At 61.1% G+C, this 22,258-nt stretch carries 25 protein-coding genes; 17 read left to right on the top strand and 8 right to left on the bottom strand.

Translation table 11 applies throughout. The annotated features are described in order from the left end of the window. The first annotated feature begins 2 nt into the window (after positions 1–2). The 10 genes from rplO (at position 3) to bfr (ending at position 7,162) form a co-directional block, all read left to right on the top strand. Complete coding sequence (rplO, locus tag IFT75_RS11705) at positions 3–437, top strand: 50S ribosomal protein L15 (protein ID WP_122475641.1); 435 nt, start codon at positions 3–5, stop codon at positions 435–437. After that, positions 438–1,769 carry a preprotein translocase subunit SecY gene (gene secY / locus IFT75_RS11700; protein WP_043192540.1) on the top strand — a complete coding sequence of 444 codons (1,332 nt, stop codon included), beginning with the start codon at positions 438–440 and terminating at the stop codon, positions 1,767–1,769. Between the two features lie 28 nt (positions 1,770–1,797). After that, positions 1,798–1,914, top strand: coding sequence for a 50S ribosomal protein L36 (gene rpmJ / locus IFT75_RS11695; RefSeq protein ID WP_002555468.1), 117 nt, complete (start codon positions 1,798–1,800; stop codon positions 1,912–1,914). A 129-nt stretch (positions 1,915–2,043) separates the two neighbouring features. Then, the gene (gene rpsM / locus IFT75_RS11690; RefSeq protein WP_043192541.1) at positions 2,044–2,400 is read left to right on the top strand and encodes a 30S ribosomal protein S13; all 357 of its coding nucleotides are present in this window, start codon (positions 2,044–2,046) and stop codon (positions 2,398–2,400) included. 30 nt (positions 2,401–2,430) lie between these two features. Continuing rightward, positions 2,431–2,820, top strand: a complete 390-nt coding sequence (gene rpsK / locus IFT75_RS11685; RefSeq protein WP_002555466.1) for a 30S ribosomal protein S11 — start codon at positions 2,431–2,433, stop codon at positions 2,818–2,820. An 18-nt stretch (positions 2,821–2,838) separates the two neighbouring features. Further along, on the top strand, positions 2,839–3,459 hold the full coding sequence (gene rpsD, locus IFT75_RS11680) for a 30S ribosomal protein S4 (protein WP_043192542.1): 621 nt from the start codon (positions 2,839–2,841) through the stop codon (positions 3,457–3,459). Positions 3,460–3,481: 22 nt separating this feature from the next. Beyond that, complete coding sequence (locus IFT75_RS11675) at positions 3,482–4,483, top strand: DNA-directed RNA polymerase subunit alpha (RefSeq protein WP_192054915.1); 1,002 nt, start codon at positions 3,482–3,484, stop codon at positions 4,481–4,483. Positions 4,484–4,525: 42 nt separating this feature from the next. Beyond that, positions 4,526–4,912 carry a 50S ribosomal protein L17 gene (gene rplQ / locus IFT75_RS11670; RefSeq protein ID WP_122475639.1) on the top strand — a complete coding sequence of 129 codons (387 nt, stop codon included), beginning with the start codon at positions 4,526–4,528 and terminating at the stop codon, positions 4,910–4,912. A gap of 182 nt (positions 4,913–5,094) precedes the next feature. Further along, a complete protein-coding gene (locus IFT75_RS11665; RefSeq protein ID WP_192054913.1) occupies positions 5,095–6,543 on the top strand; it encodes a catalase in 1,449 nt (482 codons plus the stop codon). 154 nt (positions 6,544–6,697) lie between these two features. Next, on the top strand, positions 6,698–7,162 hold the full coding sequence (gene bfr, locus IFT75_RS11660; RefSeq protein ID WP_122475635.1) for a bacterioferritin: 465 nt from the start codon (positions 6,698–6,700) through the stop codon (positions 7,160–7,162). 211 nt (positions 7,163–7,373) lie between these two features. Here bfr and uvrA read toward each other — a convergent pair whose 3' ends face one another. Further along, the gene (gene uvrA, locus IFT75_RS11655; RefSeq protein WP_192054912.1) at positions 7,374–10,208 is read right to left on the bottom strand and encodes an excinuclease ABC subunit UvrA; all 2,835 of its coding nucleotides are present in this window, start codon (positions 10,206–10,208) and stop codon (positions 7,374–7,376) included. Positions 10,209–10,373: 165 nt separating this feature from the next. Between uvrA and IFT75_RS11650 the strand changes: the two genes are divergently transcribed. From IFT75_RS11650 to IFT75_RS11630, 5 genes are all read left to right on the top strand, one after another. Continuing rightward, a complete protein-coding gene (locus IFT75_RS11650) occupies positions 10,374–11,768 on the top strand; it encodes an MFS transporter (protein WP_192054910.1) in 1,395 nt (464 codons plus the stop codon). Positions 11,769–11,777: 9 nt separating this feature from the next. Continuing rightward, positions 11,778–12,308 (top strand): single-stranded DNA-binding protein, encoded by a 531-nt coding sequence (locus IFT75_RS11645; RefSeq protein WP_122475629.1) that lies wholly within the window; start codon positions 11,778–11,780, stop codon positions 12,306–12,308. Between the two features lie 302 nt (positions 12,309–12,610). Beyond that, positions 12,611–13,744 carry an acyltransferase family protein gene (locus tag IFT75_RS11640; RefSeq protein WP_192054908.1) on the top strand — a complete coding sequence of 378 codons (1,134 nt, stop codon included), beginning with the start codon at positions 12,611–12,613 and terminating at the stop codon, positions 13,742–13,744. A 161-nt stretch (positions 13,745–13,905) separates the two neighbouring features. Then, positions 13,906–14,790 (top strand): sugar nucleotide-binding protein, encoded by an 885-nt coding sequence (locus IFT75_RS11635; RefSeq protein ID WP_122475625.1) that lies wholly within the window; start codon positions 13,906–13,908, stop codon positions 14,788–14,790. Beyond that, a complete protein-coding gene (locus IFT75_RS11630) occupies positions 14,783–15,712 on the top strand; it encodes an NAD-dependent epimerase/dehydratase family protein (RefSeq protein ID WP_192054906.1) in 930 nt (309 codons plus the stop codon). The genes IFT75_RS11635 and IFT75_RS11630 overlap by 8 nt, the downstream gene beginning before the upstream one ends. Before the next feature lie 62 nt (positions 15,713–15,774). Here the strand turns inward: IFT75_RS11630 and IFT75_RS11625 are convergent, their stop codons facing one another. The 5 genes from IFT75_RS11625 to IFT75_RS11605 form a co-directional block, all read right to left on the bottom strand. Next, positions 15,775–16,473: an OmpW/AlkL family protein gene (locus IFT75_RS11625; RefSeq protein WP_192054904.1), complete on the bottom strand. Its 699-nt coding sequence runs from the start codon at positions 16,471–16,473 to the stop codon at positions 15,775–15,777. A gap of 94 nt (positions 16,474–16,567) precedes the next feature. Beyond that, positions 16,568–17,083 (bottom strand): DUF3299 domain-containing protein, encoded by a 516-nt coding sequence (locus IFT75_RS11620; protein ID WP_192054902.1) that lies wholly within the window; start codon positions 17,081–17,083, stop codon positions 16,568–16,570. 11 nt (positions 17,084–17,094) lie between these two features. Beyond that, positions 17,095–18,360, bottom strand: coding sequence for an ABC transporter permease (locus IFT75_RS11615; protein WP_122475617.1), 1,266 nt, complete (start codon positions 18,358–18,360; stop codon positions 17,095–17,097). Next, positions 18,360–19,079 (bottom strand): ABC transporter ATP-binding protein, encoded by a 720-nt coding sequence (locus IFT75_RS11610; RefSeq protein ID WP_122475615.1) that lies wholly within the window; start codon positions 19,077–19,079, stop codon positions 18,360–18,362. The genes IFT75_RS11615 and IFT75_RS11610 overlap by 1 nt, the downstream gene beginning before the upstream one ends. A gap of 3 nt (positions 19,080–19,082) precedes the next feature. Further along, complete coding sequence (locus IFT75_RS11605; protein ID WP_192054901.1) at positions 19,083–19,682, bottom strand: DUF2796 domain-containing protein; 600 nt, start codon at positions 19,680–19,682, stop codon at positions 19,083–19,085. Between the two features lie 183 nt (positions 19,683–19,865). Here IFT75_RS11605 and IFT75_RS11600 point away from each other — a divergent pair, with 183 nt between their 5' ends. Beyond that, positions 19,866–20,225: a hypothetical protein gene (locus tag IFT75_RS11600; protein ID WP_192054899.1), complete on the top strand. Its 360-nt coding sequence runs from the start codon at positions 19,866–19,868 to the stop codon at positions 20,223–20,225. A 28-nt stretch (positions 20,226–20,253) separates the two neighbouring features. Here the strand turns inward: IFT75_RS11600 and trxA are convergent, their stop codons facing one another. Together trxA and IFT75_RS11590 are read right to left on the bottom strand one after the other, a co-directional pair. After that, complete coding sequence (gene trxA / locus IFT75_RS11595) at positions 20,254–21,126, bottom strand: thioredoxin (RefSeq protein WP_192054897.1); 873 nt, start codon at positions 21,124–21,126, stop codon at positions 20,254–20,256. 100 nt (positions 21,127–21,226) lie between these two features. Further along, positions 21,227–21,685 carry a YbaY family lipoprotein gene (locus IFT75_RS11590; protein WP_192054895.1) on the bottom strand — a complete coding sequence of 153 codons (459 nt, stop codon included), beginning with the start codon at positions 21,683–21,685 and terminating at the stop codon, positions 21,227–21,229. Between the two features lie 107 nt (positions 21,686–21,792). On the opposite strand from IFT75_RS11590, the gene nrdR reads away from it, so the two are divergent. Then, positions 21,793–22,257, top strand: coding sequence for a transcriptional regulator NrdR (gene nrdR, locus IFT75_RS11585; RefSeq protein WP_161804299.1), 465 nt, complete (start codon positions 21,793–21,795; stop codon positions 22,255–22,257). Position 22,258 lies beyond the last annotated feature (1 nt).

Genomic DNA, 22,258 nt, shown 5'->3' with positions numbered 1-22,258 from the left:
CGATGAAACTCAATGATCTGAGTCCAGCTCCCGGTTCGCGTCGCGAAAAGCATCGCCCGGGTCGTGGTATCGGTAGTGGTTTGGGCAAGACCGGTGGCCGTGGCCACAAAGGTCAGACCTCCCGCTCCGGTGGCACCATCGCTCCAGGCTTCGAAGGCGGTCAACAGCCGCTGCACCGTCGCTTGCCGAAGTTCGGTTTCGTTTCCCTGAAAGCCATGGACCGCGCAGAAGTGCGTCTGTCCGAGCTGGCCCGAGTGGAAGGCGACATCGTCTCCGTGCAGTCCCTGAAGGATGCCAACGTGATCAACCAGAACGTACAGCGTGTGAAAATCATGCTGTCGGGCGAAGTGACTCGCGCTGTGACCATCAAGGGAATCGCCGCCACCAAAGGTGCGCGTGCGGCTATCGAAGCAGCTGGCGGCAAGTTCGAGGAATAAATGGCTAAGCAAGGTGCTCTCTCAGCGCTAGGCAAGGGCGGTATGTCTGAACTCTGGGCTCGTCTGCGTTTTCTGTTCCTGGCGATCATCGTCTACAGAATTGGCGCACACATCCCGGTTCCAGGTATCAACCCGGACCGACTCGCAGACCTGTTTCGACAGAATGAGGGGACCATTCTTAGCTTGTTCAACATGTTTTCCGGTGGCGCGCTGGAACGGATGAGCATCTTTGCACTGGGGATCATGCCGTACATTTCGGCATCGATCATCATGCAGCTGATGACCGCCGTGAGCCCGCAACTGGAGCAGTTGAAGAAGGAAGGGGAAGCTGGCCGTCGCAAGATCAGCCAGTACACCCGCTATGGCACCGTCATCCTGGCCTTGGTGCAGGCGATCGGCATGTCGATCGGCTTGGCCAATCAGGGTGTGGCGTTCACTGCAAGCTTCAGCTTCTACTTCGTGGCGGTCTCCACTTTCGTGGCGGGCGCGATGTTCATGATGTGGCTGGGTGAGCAGATCACTGAGCGTGGTGTGGGTAACGGTATCTCGATGTTGATCTTCGCGGGTATCGTTGCTGGTCTTCCGAGAGCGATCGGGCAGTCTTTCGAGTCTGCGCGTCAGGGCGATATCAACATCTTCGCGCTGGTTGCGATCGGTCTGCTGGCGGTAGCGATTATCGGTTTCGTGGTGTTCATCGAGCGTGGTCAGCGGCGAATAGCCGTTCACTATGCCAAGCGTCAGCAAGGCCGCAAGGTTTTCGCTGCGCAGACGAGCCACTTGCCGCTGAAAGTGAACATGGCCGGTGTGATTCCTGCCATTTTCGCGAGCAGCATCTTGCTGTTCCCGGCTTCGCTGGGCTCCTGGTTCGGTCAGTCCGAAGGTATGGGCTGGTTGCAGGACGTCTCGCAGTCGATCGCTCCTGGTCAGCCGTTGAACATTCTGCTGTTTAGTGCAGGGATCATTTTCTTCTGCTTCTTCTATACGGCGTTGATGTTCAATCCGAAAGACGTGGCGGAAAACCTGAAGAAGTCCGGTGCCTTTATTCCGGGTATTCGTCCAGGCGAGCAGTCGGCGCGCTACATTGATGGCGTTCTGACCCGTTTGACCATGTTCGGTGCCCTGTACATGATGTGCGTCTGCTTGCTTCCACAGTTCCTGGTGGTGGCTGCAAACGTTCCGTTCTACCTTGGCGGGACCTCGTTGCTGATTGTGGTAGTGGTTGTGATGGACTTTATGTCCCAAGTACAATCGCACCTCGTTTCGCACCAGTACGAATCCCTGATGAAGAAAGCCAACCTGAAAGGCTACGGTGGCAGCGGTCTGCTGCGCTGACAGTCCCTTAAGGTTCGAGGAGTTGGCAATGAAAGTTCGTGCATCGGTGAAAAAGCTGTGCCGTAACTGCAAAATCATTCGTCGCGAAGGCGTCGTTCGAGTCATTTGCAGCGCAGAGCCGCGTCACAAACAGCGCCAAGGCTGACTGTGATGTGCTACAAGCCCGGCAGCTAGTGCGCTGCCGGGTTGATTATTTGTTATTACAGCGATATTATCTCGCGCCCTATTTCTTGGCTTCCGGGGCGTAGGTAGCTGTCAATTGGAGTCCCACTGAATGGCCCGTATTGCAGGCGTTAACATTCCAGATAACAAGCACACTGTTATCTCGCTGACCTACATCTATGGTGTTGGTCGCACTACTGCACAGAAAATCTGTGCAGACACTGGGGTCAACCCAGCCGCACGGATCAAGGATCTGAGCGACGAGCAGATTGAACAGCTGCGTGGCGAAGTGGCGAAGTTCACCACCGAAGGTGATCTGCGCCGCGAAATCAACATGAAAATCAAGCGCTTGATGGATCTGGGCTGCTATCGCGGTCTTCGTCATCGTCGTGGTCTGCCAGTACGCGGTCAGCGTACCAAGACCAACGCGCGTACCCGTAAAGGTCCGCGTAAGCCGATCCGCAAGTAATCGCACCAGCGAATCGACAGGAATCTAGTCATGGCAAAACCTGCTGCTCGTCCTCGTAAGAAAGTCAAAAAGACAGTGGTTGATGGCATCGCCCACATCCACGCGTCTTTCAACAACACCATCGTGACCATTACCGATCGTCAAGGTAACGCCCTGTCCTGGGCCACCTCAGGCGGTTCGGGTTTCCGCGGTTCACGCAAGTCCACCCCGTTCGCTGCCCAGGTGGCTGCAGAGCGTGCTGGTCAAGCTGCGCTGGAATATGGCCTGAAGAACCTCGACGTCAACGTCAAGGGTCCAGGTCCAGGTCGTGAGTCCGCTGTCCGTGCATTGAACGGCTGTGGCTATAAGATCGCCAGCATCACCGACGTGACGCCAATCCCGCATAACGGGTGCCGTCCGCCGAAGAAGCGCCGCGTGTAATTCAGGAGACGATAGATAATGGCTCGTTACATTGGTCCAAAATGCAAACTGGCTCGTCGTGAAGGCACTGACCTGTTCCTGAAAAGCGGCGTTCGCGCCCTGGAATCGAAGTGCAATATCGAAGCAGCCCCAGGTATCCACGGTCAGCGCCGTGGCCGCCAGTCCGACTACGGCACCCAGCTGCGTGAAAAGCAGAAAGTCCGTCGTATCTATGGCGTTCTCGAGCGTCAGTTCAGCGGTTACTACAAGGAAGCTGCCGGCAAGAAAGGCGCAACCGGCGAGAACCTGCTGCAACTGCTCGAATGCCGTCTGGACAACGTCGTATACCGTATGGGCTTCGGCTCGACTCGTGCCGAATCCCGTCAGTTGGTATCGCACAAGTCGGTCAGCGTAAACGGCAAGACCGTTAACGTTCCGTCCTACCAGGTTCGTGCTGGTGACGTGGTCGCGATTCGCGAGAAAGCTAAAAACCAGCTTCGCATTGTCCAAGCTCTCGATCTGTGTGCCCAACGTGGCCGCGTAGAATGGGTAGAAGTAGACACTGAGAAGAAGTCGGGCGTTTTCAAGAACGTTCCTGCTCGCAGTGATCTGTCCGCCGACATCAACGAAAGCCTGATTGTCGAGCTCTACTCCAAGTAAGGGCTAGAAAATAGGTGCATCCATGCAGATTTCGGTAAATGAGTTCCTGACGCCCCGCCATATTGATGTGCAGGTCGTCAGTCCAACCCGCGCCAAAATCACTCTCGAGCCTCTCGAGCGTGGTTTCGGCCATACCCTGGGCAACGCGCTGCGACGCATCCTGTTGTCCTCAATGCCCGGCTGCGCAGTAGTCGAGGCCGAGATTGACGGTGTACTCCATGAGTACAGCGCCATCGAAGGTGTACAGGAAGACGTCATTGAAATCCTGTTGAACCTGAAAGGCCTGGCTATCAAGCTGCACGGTCGTGACGAAGTTACGCTGACCTTGTCGAAAAAGGGTTCGGGGGTGGTTACCGCTGCCGATATTCAGCTGGATCATGATGTCGAGATCGTTAATCCCGATCACGTAATCGCTAACCTGGCGTCTAACGGCGCCCTGAACATGAAGCTCGTCGTAGCTCGTGGTCGTGGTTATGAACCGGCCGACTCGCGTCAAAGCGATGAAGACGAAAGCCGCAGCATTGGTCGCTTGCAGCTCGACTCTTCGTTCAGCCCGGTACGCCGTATCGCATACGTGGTGGAAAACGCCCGTGTCGAGCAGCGCACTAACCTGGACAAGCTGGTTATTGATCTGGAAACCAACGGTCTCCTGGATCCTGAAGAGGCCATCCGTCGCGCTGCAACCATTCTGCAACAGCAGTTGGCTGCGTTCGTCGATCTCAAAGGTGACAGTGAGCCTGTGGTAATCGAGCAGGAAGACGAGATCGATCCGATCCTGCTTCGCCCGGTTGACGATCTGGAACTGACTGTACGTTCGGCTAACTGCCTTAAGGCGGAAAACATTTACTACATCGGCGACCTGATTCAGCGTACCGAAGTAGAACTGTTGAAGACTCCGAACCTGGGCAAGAAATCCTTGACCGAAATCAAGGACGTTCTGGCCTCCCGCGGTCTGTCCCTCGGCATGCGCCTCGACAACTGGCCGCCTGCAAGTCTTAAGAAGGACGACAAGGCGACTGCCTGATCGTCGTAATCACCGAACGTTGTGTTTGGTAAGGAATGAACCATGCGTCATCGTAAAAGTGGACGTCACCTGAGCCGTACCAGCTCGCACCGCAAGGCCATGTTTCAGAACATGGCGGTGTCGCTGTTCGAGCACGAGCTGATCAAGACTACCCTGCCAAAAGCCAAGGAACTGCGCCGCGTTGCCGAGCCGCTGATCACCCTGGCCAAGGTAGACAGCGTTGCAAACCGCCGTCTTGCTTTCGACCGTACTCGTTCGAAAGAAATGGTTGGTAAGCTGTTCAACGATCTGGGCAAGCGCTATGCCACCCGTCAGGGCGGTTACCTGCGTATCCTCAAGTGCGGCTTCCGTACTGGCGATAACGCACCTATGGCGTACGTCGAGCTGGTTGATCGTCCTGTTGGTGGCTCGGTTGAAGCTGCTGAATAAGACGAACAGTCTGTTCTTGAAAAACCGGGCTTAGGTCCGGTTTTTTTATGCCTGCTGATTAGTCAAAATCTATCAGGCAAAGAAGATTTGCCCATTAGTCGAATGAGGGTGTTTTTTGGATACTTGCTCCAAGCCGCTGAAGTCGGCGCCTACACAGCAAGCCTTACCAAGGAACATCGTCCATGAGCCAGAGCAAGATCCTCACCACCGCTAGCGGCGCACCGGTCGCCGACAATCAGAATTCCCGTTCTGCGGGGCCGCGTGGTCCCTTGCTGCTGGACGATTTCCATCTGATCGAGAAGCTTGCGCATTTCAACCGCGAGAATATTCCCGAGCGTCGTGTTCATGCAAAGGGCTCAGGCGCATACGGCACCTTTACGGTAAGCCGTGACATATCGGAATACTCCAGTGCCAAGCTGTTCAGTACCGTAGGCAAGCAGACCGAAACCTTCCTGCGATTTTCCACTGTGGGTGGCGAGCGCGGCTCAGCCGATACCGAGCGCGATCCGCGAGGTTTCGCCCTCAAGTTCTACACCGAGGAAGGCAACTGGGACATCGTTGGCAACAACACGCCTGTGTTCTTCATTCGCGACCCGATGAAGTTTCCCGATTTCATCCACACCCAGAAGCGTTTGCCTCAAAGCAACCTTAAGAGCGCGCAGATGATGTGGGACTTCTGGTCCCATTCGCCCGAAGCGTTGCACCAGGTGACCATTCTGTTCTCGGACCGCGGCATTCCGGACGGCTATCGTCACATGCACGGCTTCGGTAGCCACACCTACAGCCTGATCAATGCAAAGGGTGAGCGTCACTGGGTCAAGTGGCACTACAAGACGGCTCAGGGCATCAAGAACCTTGCTCCAGCCGACGCGGCGCGTATCGCCGGCACCGACCCGGATTACGCACAGCGCGATCTGTTCGATGCAATCGAGCGTGGGGATTTCCCCAAGTGGCGGGTATGCATGCAGATCATGAGTGAGGATCAGGCGAACCTTCATTACGAAAACCCGTTCGACGTGACCAAGACCTGGTCGCAGAAGGAGTTTCCGTTGATCGAAGTGGGCATGCTGGAACTGAACCGCAATCCGCTGAACTATTTTGCCGAAGTAGAGCAGGCGACCTTTGGCCCGAGCAACATGGTGCCCGGCGTAGGGCTGTCGCCCGACCGCATGCTGCAAGGCCGTGTGTTCGCCTATGCCGATGCCCACCGCTATCGCGTCGGGACCAATCATCAGCAGTTGCCGGTGAACGCACCCCGCAGCCCGGTTCACTCGTACCAGCGCGACGGTTCGATGGCCTTTGGCAGCAATGGCGGTGCTGCTCCTAACTACGAGCCCAACAGCTACACCGATGCACCCAAGCAGGCGCCTCAGTATCGCGAGCCGGCCTCGGCCTTGCACGGTGATGCTGATCGCTTCGATCATCGCGTGGATGCGGATTACTACAGCCAGGCCGGCGCTCTTTTTCGTTTGATGAATGCCGAGCAGCAGACTCTGCTCATCGACAACATCGCTGGCGCGATGATGGGTGTCAGCGCGGATGTGGTGGAGCGCCAGTTGCAGCACTTCTACCGTGCGGACGAAGCCTACGGTAATGGGATCGCCAAGGCATTGGGCATCCAACTGGGCTGAACCTAAGTGATAAGAAGAACCGCCCTCATCTGGGCGGTTTTTCGCTTTATTTCGTCACATTTTCTCTGCTTTTTAGCGTATTTCTGCACCGCGGGCCGTGACGTATCCGCGACCTTGGTTCAAACTATGCCTTTCTGCTAGGAGATATACGGCGATGCAAGGCCACCCGGACGTAATCGATTACCTCAATACTTTGCTCACAGGCGAGCTGGCTGCCCGTGATCAGTATTTCATCCACTCGCGGATGTACGAGGACTGGGGCTTCGCCAAGCTCTTCGAGCGCATCAATCATGAGATGGAAGAAGAAGCAGGTCATGCCGACGCCTTGATGCGTCGCATCCTGATGCTCGAAGGTACGCCGCGCATGCGTCCGGACGACCTTGAAGTCGGTACGGATGTCCCGAGCATGATCGCCGCAGATCTGCGTCTGGAATACAAGGTGCGTGCGGCCTTGTGCAAGGGTATCGAGTTGTGCGAACGACACAGCGACTTCGTGACTCGCGACATACTGCGGGTGCAGTTGGCGGATACCGAGGAAGATCATACGTACTGGCTGGAGAAGCAGCAGGGTTTGATCAAGTCCATTGGCTTGGAGAATTACCTGCAGTCGCAGTTCTGATCTCATCGGAGCAGTGGTTCAAGGCCAGGCAGGATGCACGGTGATTCTGCAGGGTTATGGTGCTGGCCGCCGACGCGGCTTGCGCCTCTGCTACAGGGGCGCGGGTGATTCACGGTTGCTGCGGTGAATGTTGACGCGGCTTGCGCCGCTGCTACAGGGATGGCGTTTTGTCTGAAACTAAAAAGCCCCGCTTGTGCGGGGCTTTTTAGTTTCAGGCTTTGTCGCGTTCGAGCAGCGGTTTGAGGTAGTGACCGGTGTAGGACTGCTTCATGTCCGCAACCTGCTCCGGTGTGCCGACGGCGATGATCTGGCCGCCTTTGGAGCCGCCCTCCGGGCCCAGGTCGACCAGCCAGTCTGCAGTCTTGATGACATCGAGGTTGTGCTCGATCACCACCACGGTGTTGCCGTGGTCGCGCAGGCGATGCAGCACGTCAAGCAGTTGCTGGATATCGGCGAAGTGCAGGCCAGTGGTGGGTTCGTCGAGGATGTAGAGGGTCTTGCCGGTGTCGCGCTTGGACAGCTCGCGTGACAGCTTGACCCGCTGTGCTTCACCGCCGGACAAGGTGGTCGCCGACTGCCCCAGCTTGATGTAGGACAGGCCGACATCCATGAGCGTCTGCAGCTTGCGCGCCAGTGCCGGTACCGCATCGAAGAACTCGCGCGCCTCCTCGATGGTCATCTCGAGGGTCTCGTGGATGTTCTTGCCCTTGTACTTGATCTCCAGGGTTTCGCGGTTGTAGCGCTTGCTCTTGCAGACATCGCAGGGCACATAGATGTCGGGCAGGAAGTGCATCTCTACCTTGATCAAGCCGTCACCCTGGCAGGCCTCGCAGCGACCGCCCTTGACGTTGAACGAGAACCGGCCCGGGCCATAACCGCGTGAGCGCGATTCCGGCACCCCAGCGAACAGTTCGCGGATTGGGGTGAACAATCCGGTATAGGTGGCAGGGTTCGAGCGCGGCGTGCGTCCGATCGGGCTCTGGTCGATGTCGACCACTTTGTCCAGGTGCTGCAAGCCATTGATGCTGTCATGCGCCGAGGCTTCCAGCGTGGTTGCCCCGTTGAGAGCGGTGGCGCTGAGCGGGAACAGGGTGTTGTTGATCAGGGTCGACTTGCCCGAGCCGGAAACGCCGGTGACGCAGGTCAGCAAGCCGATCGGGATCTCCAGATCGACATTGCGCAGATTGTTGCCGCGGGCGCCCTTGAGCGTCAGGGCCAGCTTTTTGTTGCGCGGCGTACGCTTGACTGGCACGGCGATCTTCACGCGGCCGGACAGGTACTTGCCGGTCAGCGAGTCGGGATGGTCCATGACCTCCTGCGCGGTGCCCTGGGCGACGATATGGCCGCCATGCACGCCGGCGCCGGGGCCGATGTCCACAACGTAGTCGGCGAGGCGGATGGCGTCTTCGTCATGCTCGACGACGATGACGGTATTGCCGATGTCGCGCAGGTGCTTGAGGGTGCCCAACAGGCGATCATTGTCCCGCTGGTGCAAGCCGATGGAGGGCTCGTCGAGGATGTACATCACGCCGACCAGGCCCGCACCGATCTGGCTGGCCAGACGGATGCGCTGGGCTTCGCCGCCGGACAGCGTGTCGGCACTGCGGTCCAGGGTCAGGTAGTCCAGGCCGACGTTGACCAGAAACTGCAGGCGCTCGCGGATTTCCTTGAGGATCTTGTCGGCAATTTCGCCCTTGCGTCCGGTCAGGGCCAGCGTGCCGAAGTACTCGGTGGCGTCGCCGATCGGCAGGCCGGTGACGGCGGGCAGGGTTTTCTCGCCTACCCATACATGCCGAGCCTCGCGGCGCAGACGCGTGCCGCGGCAGTCCGGGCAGGGCTGGGTGCTGAGGAACTTGGCGAGTTCTTCACGGACGCTGGCCGACTCGGTTTCGCGGTAGCGGCGTTCGAGGTTGGGCACGATGCCTTCGAACGGGTGCGAACGTTTGACGATATCGCCCCGGTCATTCAGGTAGCGGAAGTCGACGTTGTGCGTGCCGCTGCCGGTGAGGATGACTTTCTGCTGGTCGGCCGGCAGCTCGTTGAACGGCACGTCCAGGCTGAACTGATAATGGCTGGCGAGCGAACCGAGCATCTGGAAATAGTAGACGTTGCGCCGGTCCCAGCCGCGGATCGCGCCCTCGGCCAGGGTCAATTCGCCATTCACCAAGCGCTTGTTGTCGAAAAACTGCTTCACGCCCAGGCCATCGCAGGTCGGGCAGGCGCCGGCCGGGTTGTTGAAGGAGAACAGCTTGGGTTCCAGTTCGCTGATTGCGTGGCCGCAGATCGGGCAGGCAAAGCGTGCGGAGAAGATGATCTCTTCGAACGGTTCGTCGTCCATCGACGCCACCAGGGCGATGCCATCGGCCAGCTTCAACGCCGTCTCGAACGATTCGGCCAGACGCTGTTGCAGGTCGGCACGGACCTTGAAGCGGTCCACCACCACTTCGATGGTGTGCTTCTTCTGCTTGTCGAGCTTGGGCAGCTCGTCCATTTCGTAGAGCTTGCCGTTGATGCGCGCACGGACGAAACCCTGGGCGCGCAGCTCTTCGAAAATGGCCAGGTGCTCGCCTTTGCGTTCGCGGATGACCGGGGCCAGCAGCATGAGGCGGGCGCCTTCGGGCTGCGCCAGGACGAGGTCGACCATCTGGCTGACGGTCTGGGCCTCCAGCGGAATGTCGTGATCCGGGCAGCGCGGCGTGCCCACGCGGGCGTACAGCAGACGCAGGTAGTCGTAGATCTCGGTAATGGTGCCGACGGTGGAGCGCGGGTTGTGCGATGTCGACTTCTGCTCGATGGAGATGGCCGGCGACAGACCTTCGATGGTGTCGACGTCGGGCTTTTCCATCATCGACAGGAATTGCCGGGCATAGGCCGACAGCGATTCGACGTAGCGGCGTTGGCCTTCGGCGTAGAGGGTGTCGAAAGCCAGGGAGGATTTGCCTGAACCCGACAGCCCGGTGATCACGATCAGTTTGTCACGGGGCAGGGTCAGGTCGATGTTTTTCAAATTGTGGGTTCGAGCCCCACGTACCAGAATCTTGTCCAAGGCGGCCTCGCGCGGCGGGCGTAAACAGGTGAGTATACGGGGCTTGTCAATGGCACGGCACGGTGAGTGCGCGCAAAGATGAAGAAGGCGCGTCATAGCGTCGCCGTCTGTGCCGTTACTGGGTGGGACTGGTAGAATCGTCACCGGTTCACACGAGGTTTATCCATGCACGATCCCCACAGCGAACGCATGAGCAGCGGTGAAACCCGCGCAGCCAGCGGGTTGGCCCTGGTGTTCGCTTTCCGCATGCTGGGCATGTTCATGGTCCTGCCAGTGCTGGCGACCTATGGCATGGACCTGGCGGGCGCCACTCCGGCCCTGATCGGTCTGGCGATCGGCGCCTATGGCCTGACCCAGGCATTCCTGCAGATCCCTTTCGGGGTCATCTCCGACCGGATCGGCCGTCGTCCGGTGATCTACGGCGGCCTGGTGATCTTCGCCATTGGCAGCGTGGTCGCGGCCCAGTCCGATTCCATCTGGGGTGTGATCGCTGGACGCGTTCTGCAGGGCGCCGGGGCGATATCGGCAGCGGTCATGGCCCTGCTATCGGACCTGACCCGCGAACAGAACCGCACCAAGGCGATGGCCATGATCGGCATGAGCATTGGCGTGTCGTTCGCGGTGGCGATGGTGGTTGGGCCACTGCTGACTCGCGCCTTCGGCCTGCATGGCCTGTTCCTGGCGACCGGCGGGCTGGCGTTGGTTGGCATCGCGCTGGTGGCCTTCGTGGTGCCCAAGGCGACGGCACATACCCTTCATCGTGAGTCGGGCGTGACCCGCAGCGAGATGCTGGCCACCCTCAAGCACCCCGATCTGCTGCGCCTGGACCTCGGCATCTTCGTGCTTCACTCGATCCTGATGGCAAGCTTCGTCGCCTTGCCACTGGCATTGGTGGAGCGCGCCGGGTTGCCCAAGGAGCAGCATTGGTGGGTGTACCTGACCGCCCTGGTCGTATCTTTTTTCGCAATGATTCCGTTCATCATCTACGGCGAAAAGAAGCGCAAGATGAAGCGTGTTCTGCTGGGCGCGGTGGCGACCCTGATGCTGGTGGAGGTGTTCTTCTGGGCGTTCGGCGACAGCCTGAGGGCGCTGGTCATTGGCACGGTGGTGTTCTTCACGGCGTTCAACCTGCTGGAGGCGTCGCTGCCTTCGTTGATCAGCAAGGTTTCGCCAGCCGGCGGCAAGGGCACGGCCATGGGGGTGTATTCCACCAGCCAGTTCCTGGGGTCGGCCATGGGTGGCATCCTTGGCGGTTGGTTGTTTCAGCAGGGTGGCCTGGGTGTGGTCTTCATCGGATGCGCGGCGCTGTGCGCCCTGTGGCTGGCCATAGCTGTTACTATGCGCGAACCACCCTACGTGACCAGTCTGCGCTTGCCGCTTTCGCCCCAAGCGATGCGCGAGACGGGATTGGCCGAGCGGTTGAAAGCCGTGCCCGGTGTAACAGATGCGGTGGTGGTGGCAGAAGAGGCCGCCATCTATATCAAATTGGACAAAGAAATTTTGGATCGCACCGCCCTCGAGCGCCTGGTCAACCCAGCGCCGACAGCGTGCGAAGCCTAGGAGAACGTTATGGCCCGTGGGGTTAACAAAGTCATTCTGGTGGGTACTTGCGGTCAGGATCCTGAGGTCCGTTTCCTGCCCAACGGCAATGCGGTCACCAACCTGAGCCTGGCCACCAGCGAGCAGTGGACCGACAAGCAGAGCGGCCAGAAGGTCGAGCGTACCGAGTGGCACCGTGTGTCGATGTTCGGCAAGGTTGCGGAGATCGCCGGTGAGTACCTGCGCAAGGGCTCGCAGGTGTACATCGAAGGCAAGCTGCAGACCCGCGAGTGGGAAAAGGACGGTATCAAGCGCTACACCACCGAGATCATCGTCGACATGCAGGGCACCATGCAGCTGTTGGGCGGCCGTCCGCAGAACAACGACCAGCAGGGCGGCGGTGGCAACAACTACCAGCAGTCGGCACCGGCTCCGCGTCAGCAGGCGCCGCGCCCGCAGCAGTCCGCGCCGCAGCAGCGTTCGGCTCCGCCTGCGCAGCAGCAGCCAGCGCAGCAGCCGGCTCCGGATTTTGACAGCTTTGATGATGATATTCCGTTCTAGAGTATAGCTGCACTGCCCGTATGACCTGAAAAAGCCCCGCTGCCACCCGGCACCGGGGCTTTTTGCCGCTCGCCAAAAAGCAGGCGAGGGTGCTGCTTCGAACAGGCCTTGCAAAGCGGCTTTGACGCCAGTTTTTCAGCTGTTTTCACAGCGGCAAAATATAAATATATGCATCGCGTATTACCTTGCCCTGGCCCCGCCGCTTCACTAAGATTTTTCCAACTTCGCGGCCCTGTTGCCCACGCTTCGTTACCTGGAGCGCACTGCCTGCAGCCGATACACCCTTCGAACGGAATCACGTCATGGCTTCAGGTCAACGCTTTCACGCGCTCGACAGTCTTCGCGGTATCTGCGCGTTGGCCGTCGTGCTGTATCACCTGCACGTGGTCGGCAGTGTGACGGAGCTGGCGTTCTTTCGCAGTGCCGATTTGTTCGTGGATTTCTTCTTCGTGCTCAGCGGCTTCGTGATCACCCATGCCTACGGCACGCGGCACGATCTGGAGCTGCGGCGGTTCTTCATTCTGCGTACCTTTCGTCTGGCGCCCTTGCATGTCTGTTTGCTGGGCGTGTTCATCGTCTTCGAGTTCGTGAAGTGGGGCGCCGCGCAGCAGGGGGTCAACTTCAACAAGGAGCCGTTCACCGGTATGTATGCGCCTTCGCAGATCGTGCCCAACTTGCTGTTGATCCAGGCGTGGACGCCGTGGACGGAAAACATGTCGTTCAACTATCCGTCCTGGAGCATCAGCATCGAGTACTACATGTATTTGATTTTCGCCGCGGTGGTGCTGTGCACGTCGGCGCGTCGGGTGCTGGTCTGGGCCGGGATCGTCATCGTCTCCATGGCGATGCTGTACAGCGGGGCAGGGCCGTTCACCGCGCTGGCCTACAAGGGGCTGGCCTGCTTCTTCGCTGGCGCGTTGTGCTACAAGGTGTTCGAGGCGTTGCGCCAGCGGGTGCAGCCGGGGTTTGGCGTCGCATCGCTGCTGGAGATTCTGGCGGGTGGTTTGATTGTGTGGACCCTGAGCAGCGACGCTCCGAACAAGGCCGTGCTGGCCAGCGCTCTGTTCTGTCTGACGGTGACGTTGTATGCGTTCGATGCCGGGATCGTTTCCAACGTGCTGAAGACGCGTGTGTTCGAGCTGCTGGGGCGACTTTCTTACTCGATCTACCTGACCCATGTGATCATTTTGAGTGTGTTGATCCTGCTGTTCATGGTGTTGGAGAAGAAGACCGGCTTGCCGCTGGCGCCGGTGTTCGGAGATTTCCGTTATCTGGACAGCGGTTATCCGTGGCTCAACAACCTGATGGTGGGTCTGGTCTTGCTGGCCGTGACCGGGATTTCCTTCATCACCTACCACCTGATCGAGGTCAACGGGCAAAAGTTGGGGCGTCGTTTACTGGGGCATCGATTGCCTGCGCAGGCCGTGCCGGGCTGAGGCTGCGGCGCTGTCACGAAACCCTGTTTTTGATAGCACGTGACGTCAGCGTCAGAAAAACGCAAAATGGCTGTTCGATTCGAGTGCGGGCGAAGGTTTTGTCGTCGACCACGCGCCTGCGGTTAATCTGAACTGCCAATTTGAACGGACCTGCTGACTCTATGCGAATGCGCCTTATGCTGTTGGGCGGTGGGAATGCCCTAGGACAAGCGCTGATTCGCCTCGGAGCGGAAGAGGGCATCGGCTTCCTGGCCCCGCGGCCGCCGGAAAACGGTTGGGACGGGGCGAGCCTCACCGACCTGCTCGATGAAACCCGCCCCGATGCGCTGATCAATCTGGCGTACTACTTCGACTGGTTTCAGGCCGATGCAGTGAGCCAGGCGCGCCTGGACCAACAAGAAATCGCGGTGGAGCGCCTGGCCGAACGCTGCCAGCAGCACCAGATCGTGCTTTTGCAGCCTTCCAGCTATCGCGTGTTCGATGGCTCGCGGGCCACTGCCTACAGCGAAAAGGACGAGCCGGTGCCACTCGGGCTTCGAGGCCAGGCGCTGTGGCGCATCGAGCAGAGCGTGCGCGCGGCCTGCCCGCGGCACGTGCTGTTGCGGTTCGGCTGGCTGCTGGACGACAGCGCCGACGGCGTGCTGGGGCGCTACCTGCAGCGCGCCGAGCTGCCGCAACCGCTGCCGCTGGCCGATGACCGGCGCGGCAATCCGACCCCGGTGGATGATGCCGCGCGGGTGATCCTCTCGGTGCTCAAGCAGCTGGACTGCGAGGCGCCGCTGTGGGGCACCTACCACTATGCCGGCAACGAGGCGACCACTGCCTTGGCCCTTGGCCAGGCGATCATCAGCGAAGCCAGGACGATGCACGCACTGGCGATCGATGCGCCCACCGCGCAGGCCCACGCCGCGCGGCCCGATGCCGGGGAAGAACCGCAGCACGCCGTGCTGGCCTGCAAGAAAATCCTGCACACCTTCGGTATCAAGCCGCGCGCCTGGCGTTCGGGGCTGCCGAGCCTTCTGGACAGATACTACCGACATGGCTGATACACCCATTCTGATCACCGGCGGTGCCGGTTTCATTGGCTCCCATCTGGTCGATGCGTTGCTGGCCGAAGGTCACTCGGTGCGGGTGCTCGACGACTTGTCCACAGGCAAGCGCAGCAACCTGCCGATGGAAAACCCCAGGCTGGAGCTGATCGAAGGCGATGTCGCCGACGCACGCCTGTTGGCACAGGTGGTAGGCGGCTGCAAAGCGGTGGTGCACCTGGCCGCGGTCGCTTCGGTGCAGGCTTCCGTGGACGATCCGGTGAAGACTCACCAGAGCAACTTCATCGGCACCTTGAACCTGTGCGAAGCGATGCGTCTGGCGGGGGTCAAGCGTGTGCTGTTCGCTTCCAGTGCCGCGGTGTATGGCAACAATGGCGAAGGTGAGGCGGTCGGCGAGAACACACCCAAGGCACCTTTGACGCCCTATGCATCGGACAAGCTGGCCAGTGAGTACTATCTGGACTTCTACCACCGCGAGCATGGGCTGGAGCCGGTGGTGTTTCGCTTCTTCAATATCTACGGGCCGAGGCAGGATCCGTCCTCGCCGTATTCGGGCGTCATCAGTATTTTCAGCGAGCGCGCCCAGCGTGGGCAGCCGATCAGCCTGTTCGGCGATGGCGAACAGACCCGTGACTTCTTCTATGTCGGTGACCTGGTGACCTTGCTGATGCAGGGGTTGCAGCAGGCCACCGTGCAACCGGGGCCGGTGAACGTAGGGCTGAACCAGGCGACGTCGCTCAATCAGCTGCTGGCGGGGCTGGGCGCAGTGCTGGGCGGTTTGCCGGCGGTGAGCCACGGCCCGGCGCGTGCGGGCGATATCCGTCACTCGCGCGCCGATAACGCCTTGCTGCTGGAACGCTTCGAACTGGGCCCGGTGACGCCGCTGGAAGAAGGGTTGCGGCGCCTCCTGGCGCTGTAACCGCCCACTGTCGCCAGCCCGTTGCCGCACCGATGGGGCAGGGCTGGCGGCAGGATCGTTGCCTAGAACTTGTAGCCCACACCCACCATGTACACCCACGGATCGACTTCCAGGTCGACTTTGGTGCGGCCGACGCCTAGCGCCGTGGGGCCGTCGACGCTGGCCTTGGTGTCGATGTCGACGTACCAGACCGACGCATTGAGCATCATGTGCTCGCCCAACATGTAGTCGAAACCCAATTGCCCGGCTATGCCGACCGAGTCCTGGATCTTCAGGTTGTCGAAGCCCTGCTGCTTGCGCGGGCCACTCAGGTCTTCGTCGTAGAACAGGGTGTAGTTGATGCCGACGCCGGCGTACGGCTGGAAGCGCGACGTTGGCGCCAACGGGTAGTACTGCAATGACAGGGTGGGAGGCAGTTGTTTGACGTCCGCCAGCTTGCCATCGAGCCCGCCGATACCGGTGGCGGCGCTGATTCCGCGCACGCCTACGGTGTGCTGGAATGGAGTGGCCGCCAGCAGCTCGATGCCGACGTGGTCGGTGAGCATGTAGGCGAAGGCCAGGCCCAGCTGCGTGTCGCTGTCGAGGGTGGCTTTGGTGCCTGCGATCTTGGCGCCGTCCAGCTTGAGCTGGCCGCTGTCTTCATTGGGCGCGGTGGTGGCGGCGCCGGCGCGAATGATCATGTCGCCGGCCTGGTGGGCCTGTGCCTGTGAGGTTGCCAGCGCCAGGGCAATCAGTGAGGCGCCAAGCAAGGACTTGTTCATGGGGGCTCCATTGGGGAATGCGAAGGACATTCGCCCAATGGTAGTCAGTGCGTCGCTGCGGTTTTTTGATCTGGCTCAATGAAAAGTCATTGGCTCAGTCGGGAAGTTCGTAGGCATAGATCTTCGCCGCAGCCATCTGGTAGCCGGCCTGGGCCAGGTCGCTGGTGCTGGCCTTGACCTGCATCGGTCCCTCGATCCAGTAGGGCTGGTAGAGCTCCTCGACCTTGACCCCGACGGCGCTGGTGACGTGCACGATCTGGTTGGACGGCGGCGGTGGTACATGGATGCAGGCGCCGAAATAGGGCACCAGGAGAAACTCGGTGGTCCGACCGGCCTCGTTGACCTCCAGCGGCACGATGTAGCCGGGGATGCGCAATCGCTGACCGTCCAGGGCTTGCACGACTGGCGCATCGGGCGCTTGCTGGTGGGCTGCAGGGCCGGCTTCGGCCAGCGCGGTGCCCATTTGCGCCAGGTCGTGCATGGGCGTCATCTGCGGGGTCAGCTTGGGCGCATCCGGCGGGATAAGCGCCTCCCAGCTGACTTCCTTGAGCTCGGCTGCGGACAGCGACATGCTGGTCAGCAGCAACAGGGCCATTACCGCGCGCAACATAGGTGAAATCCTCACAGGTGGATCGACAGGCCGTCGGCCAGAGATTGCCGGTAGGCGCGCCAGGCCGGGATCGCGCCCATGACCACCGCGGCTGCGAGGATGATCCCCAGCAGCGACCACTCATAGGCGCTGGGCAGGCTCAGCGGCAGATACAGGCCGTAGTTGGACTGCACGTAGCCCTGCGCGCAGGCAATGCCCAGGTACAACAATGCCATGCCCGCGAGGATTCCGACCAGTGCCAGGGCGAAGGCTTCGAGAATCAGCAGGCCGGCGATGTGCCAGGGACGAGCGCCGACCGAGCGCAGGATGGCCATCTCGCGGCGGCGTTCGTTGAGGCTGGTGACGATGGCCGTGAGCATGCCGATCAGGCCGGTCAGCACGACGAATACGGAGATCACGAACAACGCTTGTTCTGCGGTACCCATCAGGCTCCACAGCTCCTGCAGGGCCACGCCGGGCAGGATCGCCATCAACGGTTCGCCGCGAAAGTCGTTGATGTCGCGTTGCAGGGCGAAGGTGGCGATCTTGCTGTTCAGGCCGACCATGAACGCGGTGATGGCGCTGGGTGTGAGGTCCATGTTGCGCGCCTGGTCGGCGCTTATGCGTCCGGCGCCGCGCGCCGGGACGCCATTCTTCCAGTCGACATGGATCGCTTCCATGCCGCCCAGGCTGATGTGCAGCGTGCGATCGACCGGCGTACCGGTGCGGGCGAGGATGCCGACGACGGTGAACGGCTTGTCGTCGTGCTTGACCAGGCTGATTGCCGCCACGCCGTGGGCCAGCACCAGTTTGTCGCCCAGCTTGTAATGCAGGGCATCGGCGACCTGCGCGCCAAGCACCACCTCGAACGGGTCGGTCTGGAAGGCACGGCCCTGCACCACCTGCAGCGACTGCCGGCGGCCGTACTGATAGTGTTCGAAATAGCTCTGGTTGGTGCCCATGACCCGGTAGCCGCGGTGCGAGTCACCCAGCGAGATGGGGATGGCCCACTTGACCTGCGGGTTGTTCGCGTAATGCTCGAAACTGTCCCAGCGGATGTTGTTGGTGGCGTTGCCGATGCGGAACACCGAGTAAAGCAGCAGGTTGACCGAGCCGGAGCGGGCGCCGACGATCAGGTCGGTACCGCTGACCGTGCTGGCGAAGCTGGCACGGGCTTCGTGGCGCACACGTTCCACGGCCAGCAGCAGGCACACCGACAGGGCAATGGCGAAGGCGGTCAGGAACGCGGTGAAGCGGCGGTTGGCCAGGCTGGCCAGGGCAAGACGAAGCAGGTACATCAAGACACCTCGGGTGAGGCAGGGCGTGCTGCGTGATTGAGTTCGGCCAGGGACAGGTGGCGGTCGAACAGAGGCGCCAGGCTTTGATCGTGACTGACGAACAGCAGGCTCGAGCCGGCGGCGCGACATTCGGCGAACAGCAGTTGGATAAAGGCTTCACGGGCGTCGCTGTCCAACGCCGAGGTCGGCTCGTCGGCGATCACCAGTTCGGGCTGGCCGATCAGCGCGCGCGCAGCCGCCACGCGTTGCTGCTGACCGATGGAGAGGGTGTCGGCACGGCGTTGGAGCAGGGCCGGATCGGTCAGGCCAAGGTGTGCCAGCAGTTGCGTGGCCGCCTGGGCAACACTGCCATGGCGCTGCACGGCGCGAGCGGTGCGGCGGCGGGAGAAGCGGCAGGGCAGCTCCACGTTCTCACGCACCGACAGGAACGGCAGCAGGTTGAATTGCTGGAAGATGTAGCCCGTGTGTTCGACGCGAAACCGGTCACGGGCGGCAAAGCTCAACTCGCTCAGGTTCTGCCCGAGCAAGTGAACGCTGCCATGCTGCGGCGTGTGCACGCCGCCGAGCAGGCCCAGCAGGGTGGTCTTGCCACTGCCGCTGGGGCCCTTCAGGAACAGGGTTTCCCCACGCTCCAGACGGAACGCGGGAATGTCCAGCAACATCGCTTGGCCAGGCCAGGCAAAGCCCAGTTCGGCCAGCTCGATCAATGCATCGCTCATGGGTCAGAATTTCAGGCTGCTTTGCTTGGGGGTGAGGTCCGTACCCTGCTGGCCGGACGGGCCGATCAGTTGTACCTGAATTTTCTGGGTGGCGGGGAAGGTGCTGAACAAGCGCGCCAGGTCCAGGTGTTCCAGGGCCTGTGGCGACGCGCAGGTGAAGTGGTAGTGCGCATGAATCTCGCTGTGCTCGTGGTGATGCTCTTCACCTTGCTTGGTTTCTGCGGCGTCGTGCTCGTGGGCAGGCTTGTCGCCGAACAACGGGCTTTCCAGCTTCTGCTCGGCGACTTTGCAGTTGGCTGCGGCGGGCAGGCCGAACAGGGCCAGGGGTTGCTCGAGGGTCTTGCGTGCCGCGGCGACCTTGGCCTTGTCGGCATCGCTGCTGGCGGCATGCTCGAAGCCCACCAGGTTCATGGCCGGGCTTTGCAGTTCCAGTTCGAGGGATTGGCCATCCAGGGCGGCGTCCAATCGTGCCACACCGTGTTCGTGGGCGCCGAGGCTGCCGTGCTCATGCTCATGCTCATGCTCATGCTCGTGGCCCTCCTCGTGGGCATGGGCGACGAAGGGCAGCAGAGCGAAGGGCAGGGCAAGCATGAGACGGCGCATTGGGGAATCTCGTGAGCGATATGGAAATGCAATGTTATAACAAATTTACATTGGGTTGCCATGTGTCTGTAAAGATTCATGTTCGGTTCAGGCAATGCGTGCAGAGGGCTTGAAGTCGAAGCCGGGATTGCTTCACCCGCGAGGCGCTGCTACAACGAGGCCTCGTTATGGAAGGGCATCCGCATGATCAGAATCAAAGGCACCGTAGGCAACCTGCCGGTGGACCTGGCCATAGACATGGACGCTGAGGACTGGGCGCACCTCGCTGGCCCATTCGCGACAGCGTCCGAGGCTGTGCTGACGTCGGCAGCGGCGCCCGCGCCAGGCAAGGCCAAGGCCCAGGACGATGGCGCCTGGCGCAGCGTTCTCCATCTGCTGGAGCAGGCAGGTCGTATCGACGGTCCGGCATTGCTGGATCAGGTGCAGGGGCTGGTCGGTGACGTGGCGGCTGGCAAGCGAATGCTGGTGCGCTTGCGCCATTGCCCGCAGGTGAGAGTAGAAGCCGGCGCGGATGCGCCGGTCTATTGCTGGGTTGGCGGCTAGCCGAAAGCACCGCGTGCCCGGCAGTCCGTCAGTACAGCGCGGCGAACAGCTTGCGGCGGTAGCTGGTCACCAGCGGGTGATCGTTGCCGAGCAGTTCGAACACCTGCAGCAACGTCTTGTGCGGCAGCCCTTCGCTGTAACTGCGATTGCGCATGAACAGCTGTAGCAGTCCGTCCAGTGCTGCTTCGTAATGCTGCCGTGACAGCTGCTGGACGCACAGCTGATACGCCGCTTCGTCGTCGCCAGGGTCACGGGCCAGGCGTGCCTTGAGGTCGGCAGCATCGGGCAAGGCCGCCGCCTGACGCAGGAAGGTCAGTTGCGCCTTGGCCCCGGCCAACGCAGCCTTGTGCTCGTCACCACTGACGGCATCGAGTACCTGTTGCGCTTCGTCCAGCTCGCCGCGCTCGGCCAGGCAGCGGGCGAACAGGATCAGCGCGCCAGGGTTGGCATTGTCCTCGGCCAGCAGCCCTTTGAGGGTCTGCTCGGCTTCGCCGAAGCGGCTCTCGTTGAACAGGGCCTGCGCCAGTTCCAGTGGGTCGGCGGCCGCCGGCGGTGGCATCTGCACATGGGGCTCGAGCAGGGCGCGGATGGCCGATTCCGGCTGCGCACCGGCGAAGCCGTCGACAGGCTGACCATCCTTGAACAACACCACGGTGGGCAGGCTGCGAATGCCGAAGCGGCCGACGATGTCGGGTTCGGCGTCGCAGTCGACCTTGGCCAGAATCAGCTCGCCTGCGTAGCCCTCGGCAATCTGTTGCAGCAAAGGCATCAGCACTTTGCAGGGGGCGCACCACTCGGCCCAGAAATCCACCAGCACGGGTTTGATGTAGGAGTTCTGGATGACGGCCTGATCGAAATCGGCTGTGGTCACGTCGAAGATATACGGGGTTTCTTGACTCATGTGAATCTCGCGGATCTGCGGTTCGGTGGACTATAAGGGATTCGAATCGGGCCCACCACCGCCGCTCGTTTGGCCGGATGGTGGGCGTTGCCCGAGCGTTTCAGGGGGCCTTGATCATTTCCAGGTTGCCCAGCAGCTGAGTGGCGGGCTGGTTGATCTGCACGGCAGGCAGGTGCAGGATCAACTGCCCCGACTGACTGGCGCGGGCGCGCAGCTCGACCCGCGAACCGGCCGGGAAGGCTTCGGCGGCAAAGCGCAGCTGGAAGGGCAGGGGTTGGCCGGTGCCCCGCTGCTTGGCGCTGGCCAGCAGTTTCTGCGGGCGCGCCCGGGAATCGATCACCAGCAGGGCCATCTCGACTTCGGCGCCGGCGGGTACGCCGAGCAGGTTGCCGCTGAGCTGGCGCTGGTAGGCCGGCAACGGCCCCAGTTCCACGGGCGCCTTGATGACGGGCGCTGCCGTTGGCGGTGGGGTAGCGCTGGCCACGGGCTTGGGCGCATCACTGCTGCAGGCGGCGAGCAGGCTGAAGAGAGCGAGCAGAACGAGCGACTTGGACGGCATTTCGAAACCCAACGAAAGTAGAGCCGTCTGTATACCGCAAAGCCCCGGGCTTGTCTTGCCAGTGGGATGCGCTACCATGGCCCTCCCTTTTTTTGTTGCCTGCCACCATGCACTGTCCCTTCTGCGGTGCCAACGACACCAAGGTCATCGACTCACGACTGGTCGCCGAGGGCGAGCAAGTACGCCGGCGCCGTGAGTGCCTGGCTTGCGGTGAGCGTTTCACCACCTTCGAAACCGCCGAACTGGTGCTCCCGCGACTGATCAAGCAAGACGGCAGCCGCCAGCCTTTCGACGAAGAAAAACTGCGCGCGGGCATGCAGCGAGCGCTGGAAAAACGCCCTGTCAGTGTCGAGCGCCTCGAGGCGGCGCTGGTGCATATCAAGCATCAGTTGCGCGCCACGGGCGAACGCGAGGTCAAGTCGCTGGTCGTCGGCGAGTGGGTCATGACCGAGCTGCAAAAGCTCGATGAAGTGGCTTACATCCGTTTTGCTTCGGTGTACCGGCGCTTCCAGGACCTGGACGAGTTTCGCGAGGAAATCGACCGCTTGGCGCGCGAGCCGGCCAAGGAATGAT

The organism is Pseudomonas sp. CFBP 8758 (assembly GCF_014841725.1).
Taxonomy (GTDB): domain Bacteria; phylum Pseudomonadota; class Gammaproteobacteria; order Pseudomonadales; family Pseudomonadaceae; genus Aquipseudomonas; species Aquipseudomonas baltica.
The sequence above is the reverse complement of the archived record's forward strand: the minus strand, read 5'-3'. Positions and strand labels throughout refer to the sequence as shown.